We start from the raw sequence: 6,299 nt of genomic DNA on the forward strand, positions 1-6,299 counted from the left end.
TTCTGGTGTGGCAGATGATTATCTTGTGCGGATCGGCCGGTTGATCCGGGATGCGCGTCAGCATCGTGGTTGGACGCAGCTGCAGTTGGCGGATGCGCTGGCGACGAGTCAGAGTGCGGTCAACCGGATCGAGCGCGGCAACCAGAACATCAGTCTTGAGATGATCGCCCGGATCGGTGAGGCGCTCGACAGTGAGATCGTGTCGCTGGGTTATGCCGGGCCGATGCATCTGCGGGTGGTGGGCGGGCGGCGGCTGTCGGGTTCGATCGATGTGAAGACGTCGAAGAACGCGTGTGTGGCGTTGTTGTGCGCGTCGTTGCTGAACTCGGGGCGGACGATTCTGCGCAAGGTGGCGCGGATCGAGGAGGTTTACCGGATTCTGGAGGTGCTCGCGTCGATCGGGGTGCGGGCGCGGTGGATCAACGAGGGCAGCGATCTGGAGATCGTTCCTCCGGCGCGGTTGGAGCTGGAGGCGATGGATACGGAGGCCGCCCGGCGCACCAGGAGTGTGATCATGTTCCTGGGGCCGTTGATGCATCGGACGGAGCAGTTCCAGATTCCGTATGCGGGTGGGTGTGATCTGGGGACGCGTACGGTGCAGCCGCACATGTCGGCGTTGCGGCCGTTCGGGCTGGACATCACGGCGACGGGCGGGTTCTATCACGCGCGGGTGGATCGGGGGGTGTCGCCGTCGCGGCCGATCGTGCTGACCGAGCGGGGTGACACGGTGACGGAGAACGCGCTGCTGGCGGCGGCGCGGCATGACGGGGTGACGGTGATCCGCAACGCCTCGTCGAACTACATGGTGCAGGATCTGTGCTTCTTCCTGGAGCAGCTCGGGGTGCGGGTGGAGGGGGTGGGGACGACGACGCTGACGGTGCACGGGCTGGCCTCGATCGAGCGGGACGTCGACTACTCCCCCTCCGAGGATCCGGTGGAGGCGATGAGCCTGCTGGCGGCGGCGGTGGTGACGTCGTCGGAGCTGACGATCTGCCGGGTGCCGGTGGAGTTCCTGGAGATCGAGCTGGCGGTGCTGGAGGAGATGGGGCTCGATTGCGACCGGGGGCGTGAGTACGCCGCGGCCAACGGGCGGACTCGGTTGGTGGATCTGACGGTGCGCCCGTCGAAGCTGGTCTCCCCCATCGACAAGATCCATCCGATGCCGTTCCCGGGGCTGAACATCGACAATGTGCCGTTCTTCGCGGCGATCGCGGCGTCGGCGCAGGGGTCGACGCTGATTCATGACTGGGTTTACGACAACCGGGCGATCTATCTGACGGAGCTGACGCGGCTGGGGGCGTCGGTGAAGTTGCTGGATCCGCATCGGGTGCTGGTGGAGGGGCCGACGCGGTGGCGTAGCGCGGAGATGATGTGCCCGCCGGCGTTGCGTCCCGCGGTGGTGGTGCTGCTGGCGATGATGGCGGCGGAGGGCACGTCGGTGTTGCGGAACGTGTATGTGATCAATCGGGGTTATGAGGATCTGGCGGAGCGGCTGAACGCGCTGGGGGCGCGCATCGAGACGTTCCGCGACATCTAGCGTTTGTGTCGGTGCCGGCCGCTACGGTCTTGCTCGGATCTTGTCGTGTCCAGCGAGAGGGTGGTGGCCGGTGCGGCCTGCGGAGCTCGACCGGGTGACGGTGGCGGAGGCGGCTGACCGTTATGTGGAGTTGGTGCGGGCCAGGACGGTGACGGGGGCGTTGTCGCCGTCGACGGCGGAGGTTTACGCGCGGGACGTGGCGACGCTGGTGGAGTTGGCGGGCGAGGCCACGGTGCTGGATGATCTGACGGGCGCGGACGTCGATGCGATCCTGCTGGCGTTCGCGCGCCGGCCGGACGGCAGGCGCGCGGCGGGCTCGGGCGAGCGGGGCGGCGGGCAGTCGCCGGCGTCGCAGGCGCGGTTTCGGCGGTCGATCTCGGCGCTGTTCAAGCACGCGGCGCTGGCCGGGTGGGTGCAGCTCAATCCGATGACGGGGTCGGCGGTGACGGCCAAGGAGCGGGGCGGGCTGCGGCCGCAGCGGCGGGCGTTGACGCGGGAGCAGGCCCAGGGGCTGATCGGGGCGGCGCGGGCGGTGCCGGACGCGGTGGCGGACGCGGTGCCGGCGGGCAAGCGGCGCGATCAGCGTACGGAGTTGCGGGATGCGGTGATCGTGTTGCTGCTGGCGACGGTGGGGCCGCGGGTGTCGGAGCTGGTGCGCGCCAATGTGGAGGATTTTTTCACCAATGACGGGGTGCGTTACTGGCGGATCTTCGGTAAGGGCGGGCGGACGCGGGATGTGCCGTTGCCGGAGGATGTGGCGCGGGTGTTGCAGGAATATCTGGCGCGGGGGCGGCCGGCGGTGCAGGACAAGGCGCTGCTGTTGTCGTGGCGGGGGCGGCGGCTGGCGCGGGGGGATGTGCAGGCGGTCATCGACCGGGTGCAGGCGCGGGTCGATCCGGATCAGCGGCGGTCGGTGACGCCGCATGGGCTGCGGCACACGACGGCGACGCATCTGCTGGCCGACGCGGTCGACATGGACGCGGTGCGGCGGGTGCTGGGGCACAGTGACCTGTCGACGTTGGGGCGTTACCGCGATGAGCTGCCGGGTGAGCTGGAGGTGGCGATGCGGGCGCATCCGCTGCTGCGGGGCGAGCCGGGTGGCCCGCGCGACCCCGGCTGAGCGAGCGGCCCTGCCTGGCCTGCATCGAATCCGCCGCCCGCTGCCTGCGCGCCGGCCGGAGCGAACAAGCCGAAGTCATCGAGCGCGTCTTCGAGGGGTGCGGCTCGCGCGCGAGTGGGATCATTATACCGGTATTAGTATCCGGGTATAGAGTGGTGGCCATGGTGCGACCTCCGCTGACCCCTGAAGAGCGGCTCCGTGGCGAGCAGCTCGGCTCGACCCTTCGGCAGGCCCGCGGCGAGCGCAGCATCGTCGAGGTCGCGGCGGCGGCGGGCATGTCCGCCGAAACGCTGCGCAAGATCGAGACCGGCCGCATCGCCACCCCCGCCTTCTTCACCATCGCCGCCCTGGCCGACGTGCTCGGCATCTCCCTCGACCACCTGGCCGTCCGCTCCACCCCCGCTCCCACCTGATCCCGCTTCCGGTCGGCCGGCGGGCCCTCCCGGCTGTTGCCCGAGCTCCGGCCCGGGGACGAAAGCCGCTCCCCGGAGGCGTTCACGTGGAGCCGCTCCGGGCGTTAGCCGGGTGTGACGTGGAGCCGGCGAGCCATCGGTCGAACCATGCGCGGGTGCGCCGCAGCACGTCGATCTGGTGGCTGCGTTCCTGGATCGAGTGGCCCTCCCGCGGATAGACGACGAACTCGTGCTCGACGCCGAAGCGTCGCAGGGCGCGATGGAAGTACGTGGCCTGGCCGACCGGCACGTTCGTGTCGTCCTCACCATGCAGGATCAGCACCGGCGTGCGGATTCTCGAGGCGTGGGAGATGGGGCTGAGCCGGTCGTGGCCGTGGGGACCGGTTCCTTCCCAGCCGCAGCTCCCGCTGAGGCCCGCCTCCAGGGTTCCCCAGTCGCCGGTTGCGACGAGCATGCCCCAGTCGCTGATGCCGGCACCCATGACCGCGGCCCTGAACCGGCTCGTCCGCCCGACGGCCCACGCGGTCATGAACCCTCCGTGGCTCCACCCGCCGATCCCGAGCCGGTCCGGATCGGCGATGCCGTCGGCGATCAGCAGGTCGATGCCGCTGACGATGTCCGTCCATTCGTCCATGCCGACCGCGCCGGCGACGGTAGCCGCGAATGCGTGGCCGTGGCCCTCGCCGCCGCGTGGGTTGGGCAGGAAGACCGCGTAGCCGGCGGTCGCCAGCCATTGTCCCGACGGGAGCACGTCAAGCACGAAGCGGTCGGCGTACCTGTCGTACGGGCCGCCGTGCACGAGCGTGATGAGCGGGAACGGGCCGTCGCGACGGCTTCTTCCGGCCGGCAGGATCAGCAGCCCGTCGAGATCCAGCCCGTCGGACGCCTTGTAGGAGAGGCGTTCCTGCTCCCCCACTCGATCTCGCGTGTCTCCGGCCTGGTGTCGCTGAGCCGCACGAGTCGATCGGGCCGCCCGGCGTGGATGTCCAGCGGCTGGTACGCCGTGCTCGCCGCCGCGGCGACCACCTCGCCCGCCGTGCTCGCGGTGAGCCAGGCGAGCAGGCCCTCCACGGAACACACCGGCTGAAACCGCCGTGTTTCTGGATCGAGCCGGTAGATCGCGGTGTCGAGCCCGTCGGCGAACAGTGCCAGTGGCGGTCCGGCCGCGACCTGCGCCAGGCCGGACGGGCAGACGGTCATGCCGCTGGTCAGGTTGCGGTGTTCTCCTGGCGAGCCGATCTCGGGCACGGCGAGGTCGAAGACGGCCCGCCCCCCGACCGGTCCGGGGAGGGTCGTCGCCAGGTAGCACAGGTGCCAGGCGCCGTCTGCGCGCCACCAGGTGGGCGAGGATGCCTGCGAAGCGGCCTCGCCGAGCGCCTGGACCTTGCCGGTGTCCAGGTCGACCGCATGCACCTCGCAGGCCAGGCAGCCGGGGTCGGGCTCCGGGGTCGCCCAGCTGAGTATGGCGAGAGGGCCGCCGTCCGGCCGCTGCGCCACTTCGACGACATGCCTGTCGCCGAGCCCGTCCACCATGCGCGCCCGCCCGGAATCCAGCTCGAGCACCCACAGCCGGCCCTGGGGCGCCCGTTCTCCCCACACCTTGGCGTCGTCGCGTTCGGCCGTCCTGCGCTCGTCCTCTTCGGTCGGCGGCTTCGCGGCCACCACCGCGATCCGCCGGCCGTCGGCGAGCGGAAGGTAGCCCGAGATGCCTGCCCGCCAGGCGGTCAGCGGCTCCGCCTCGCCGCCCTCGAGGGATATCCGGTGCAGCTGGATGGTGCCGCGCCGCGCCCGATCCGATCCGAAGTAGAGCGAGGTCGAATCCGGCGCCCAGCAGCGTGTAGGCGACCCAGCGGCCGTCCGGGGAGATCACCGGCTGCAGCGGGCGGGCACTGTCCACGACCAGGTGCGGCGTGAGCTTACTCGGCAAACTCGTCCTCCAGCGTCAAAGGTGGCCCCGGACAGCCGCCGCCGGTGCGCCCTGCCCGCCGGGGTCGAGAAGGCCCGCCGAGGCCCTCGTCGCAGAGCACCGGCAGGCGGAGAAGGCTCGGGTCGCTGCCGGTGTCCTCTGCGCTTGGCCTCCTCGGAGGCCGGGAGAGGTCAGGCGGTGAAGGGGCGGACGGCGGTGACCGCGCTGACCGGCAGGGGGCCGTACAGGTGGGGGAAGCCGTTTTCGAGGCGCACGTCCAGGCCCACCGGGTCGATGTCGAGAACGAGCAGCGGCTCGGTGACGTCGGCGTAGAAGGTGGAGTGGACGCCGCGCAGCTGGGCCAGGTCGCGGCTGCAGTGGATGAAGCCCACGTCGTCGAGGGAGCGGCCCAGGGTCGAGACGCGGTACTCCCCCGCCTGGCGGGCGCTGTGCCAGTCGGCTCGCAGGGCGAGATGGTGGATCGTCATGCGGTCCATTCGCGGTCGAGGATGGCGTAGACCGCTTCGCTGACCCATGCGCCCTTGACGATCTCGCTGTCGATGAAGGTGGCCTCGTGGCGCATGCCGAGCTTTTCCAGGACGCGGGCGGAGGCGGCGTTGGCGGCGTCGAGGCGGCCGATGACGCGGTGCAGGCCGAGGCTGTCGAAGGCGAGGCGGAGCAGGGCGCGGCCGGCTTCGGGGGCGTAGCCGTGGCCGTGGTGGCCGGGGTGCAGGACGTAGCCGATCTCGCCCTGGCGGTTGGGCTTGCTGGTCCAGATGAGCAGGCAGTTGCCGACGAGCTCGCCGCTGTCGCTCAGGGTGATGGCCAGGTCGAGCGCGTCGCCCTCGTCGAGGAGGGCGGTCTGGGAGATCTTCTTGTCGAGGAAGGCGCGGCTGGTGTCGCGGTCGCGGGGCCCCCAGTAGAGGTGGCGGGTGACCTCGGGGAGGCTTTCGTAGGCGTGGACGGCGTCGAGGTCGCCCGGGGTGAACGGCCGCAGGGTGAGGCGGTCGGTGGTGAGGGGATAGTGGGGTTTGAGCACGGGGGCAGTGTAGGGAGCGGTGGCGGGGGCGGCAAAGAGTTTTCCGTCGCCGGTGGCTGGGATGCTCCTATTGATGTCAAGCACTGGGTTCATGATCAGTTCTGGTGATGACCCGATAGAGCTCGCGGGCGATGTAGCGCTTGAGGCAGCGGATGATCTCTTTCTTGGACAGGCCGTCTTGGGTGCGTCGTTCCATGTAGGCGCGGGTGCGTGGGTCCCAGCGCAGGCGGACCAGGGCGATGCGGTAGAGGGCGGCGTTGGCTTGGCGGTCGCCGCCGCGGTTG

The 6,299-nt window shown here is 70.4% G+C and carries 7 protein-coding genes and 1 pseudogene; 3 read left to right on the top strand and 5 right to left on the bottom strand.

Going from position 1 to position 6,299, the window contains the following annotated elements:
* Positions 1 to 7 precede the first annotated feature (7 nt).
* The 3 genes from ABGB14_RS19715 (at position 8) to ABGB14_RS19725 (ending at position 3,070) form a co-directional block, all read left to right on the top strand.
* Positions 8 to 1,537, top strand: coding sequence for a UDP-N-acetylglucosamine 1-carboxyvinyltransferase (locus ABGB14_RS19715; RefSeq protein WP_347645160.1), 1,530 nt, complete (start codon positions 8 to 10; stop codon positions 1,535 to 1,537).
* Positions 1,538 to 1,607: 70 nt separating this feature from the next.
* Positions 1,608 to 2,657, top strand: coding sequence for a tyrosine-type recombinase/integrase (locus ABGB14_RS19720; RefSeq protein WP_347645161.1), 1,050 nt, complete (start codon positions 1,608 to 1,610; stop codon positions 2,655 to 2,657).
* Between the two features lie 161 nt (positions 2,658 to 2,818).
* Positions 2,819 to 3,070: a helix-turn-helix transcriptional regulator gene (locus tag ABGB14_RS19725; RefSeq protein WP_347624403.1), complete on the top strand. Its 252-nt coding sequence runs from the start codon at positions 2,819 to 2,821 to the stop codon at positions 3,068 to 3,070.
* Positions 3,071 to 3,152: 82 nt separating this feature from the next.
* Here the strand turns inward: ABGB14_RS19725 and ABGB14_RS19730 are convergent, their stop codons facing one another.
* The 5 genes and pseudogenes from ABGB14_RS19730 to ABGB14_RS19750 all read right to left on the bottom strand — a co-directional run.
* On the bottom strand, positions 3,153 to 3,986 hold the full coding sequence (locus ABGB14_RS19730; protein WP_347645163.1) for a prolyl oligopeptidase family serine peptidase: 834 nt from the start codon (positions 3,984 to 3,986) through the stop codon (positions 3,153 to 3,155).
* On the bottom strand, positions 3,923 to 4,732 hold the full coding sequence (locus ABGB14_RS19735; protein WP_347645164.1) for a hypothetical protein: 810 nt from the start codon (positions 4,730 to 4,732) through the stop codon (positions 3,923 to 3,925). The genes ABGB14_RS19730 and ABGB14_RS19735 overlap by 64 nt, the downstream gene beginning before the upstream one ends.
* A 435-nt stretch (positions 4,733 to 5,167) precedes the next feature.
* On the bottom strand, positions 5,168 to 5,464 hold the full coding sequence (locus ABGB14_RS19740; RefSeq protein ID WP_347645165.1) for a DUF952 domain-containing protein: 297 nt from the start codon (positions 5,462 to 5,464) through the stop codon (positions 5,168 to 5,170).
* Positions 5,461 to 6,015 carry a GNAT family protein gene (locus ABGB14_RS19745; RefSeq protein WP_347645167.1) on the bottom strand — a complete coding sequence of 185 codons (555 nt, stop codon included), beginning with the start codon at positions 6,013 to 6,015 and terminating at the stop codon, positions 5,461 to 5,463. Before ABGB14_RS19745 ends, ABGB14_RS19740 begins: the two co-directional genes overlap by 4 nt.
* A 76-nt stretch (positions 6,016 to 6,091) precedes the next feature.
* Positions 6,092 to 6,299: pseudogene (locus tag ABGB14_RS19750) on the bottom strand (IS110 family transposase); the annotation flags it as partial.

Source organism: Nonomuraea sp. B10E15 (assembly GCF_039871615.1).
Lineage (GTDB): Bacteria > Actinomycetota > Actinomycetes > Streptosporangiales > Streptosporangiaceae > Nonomuraea.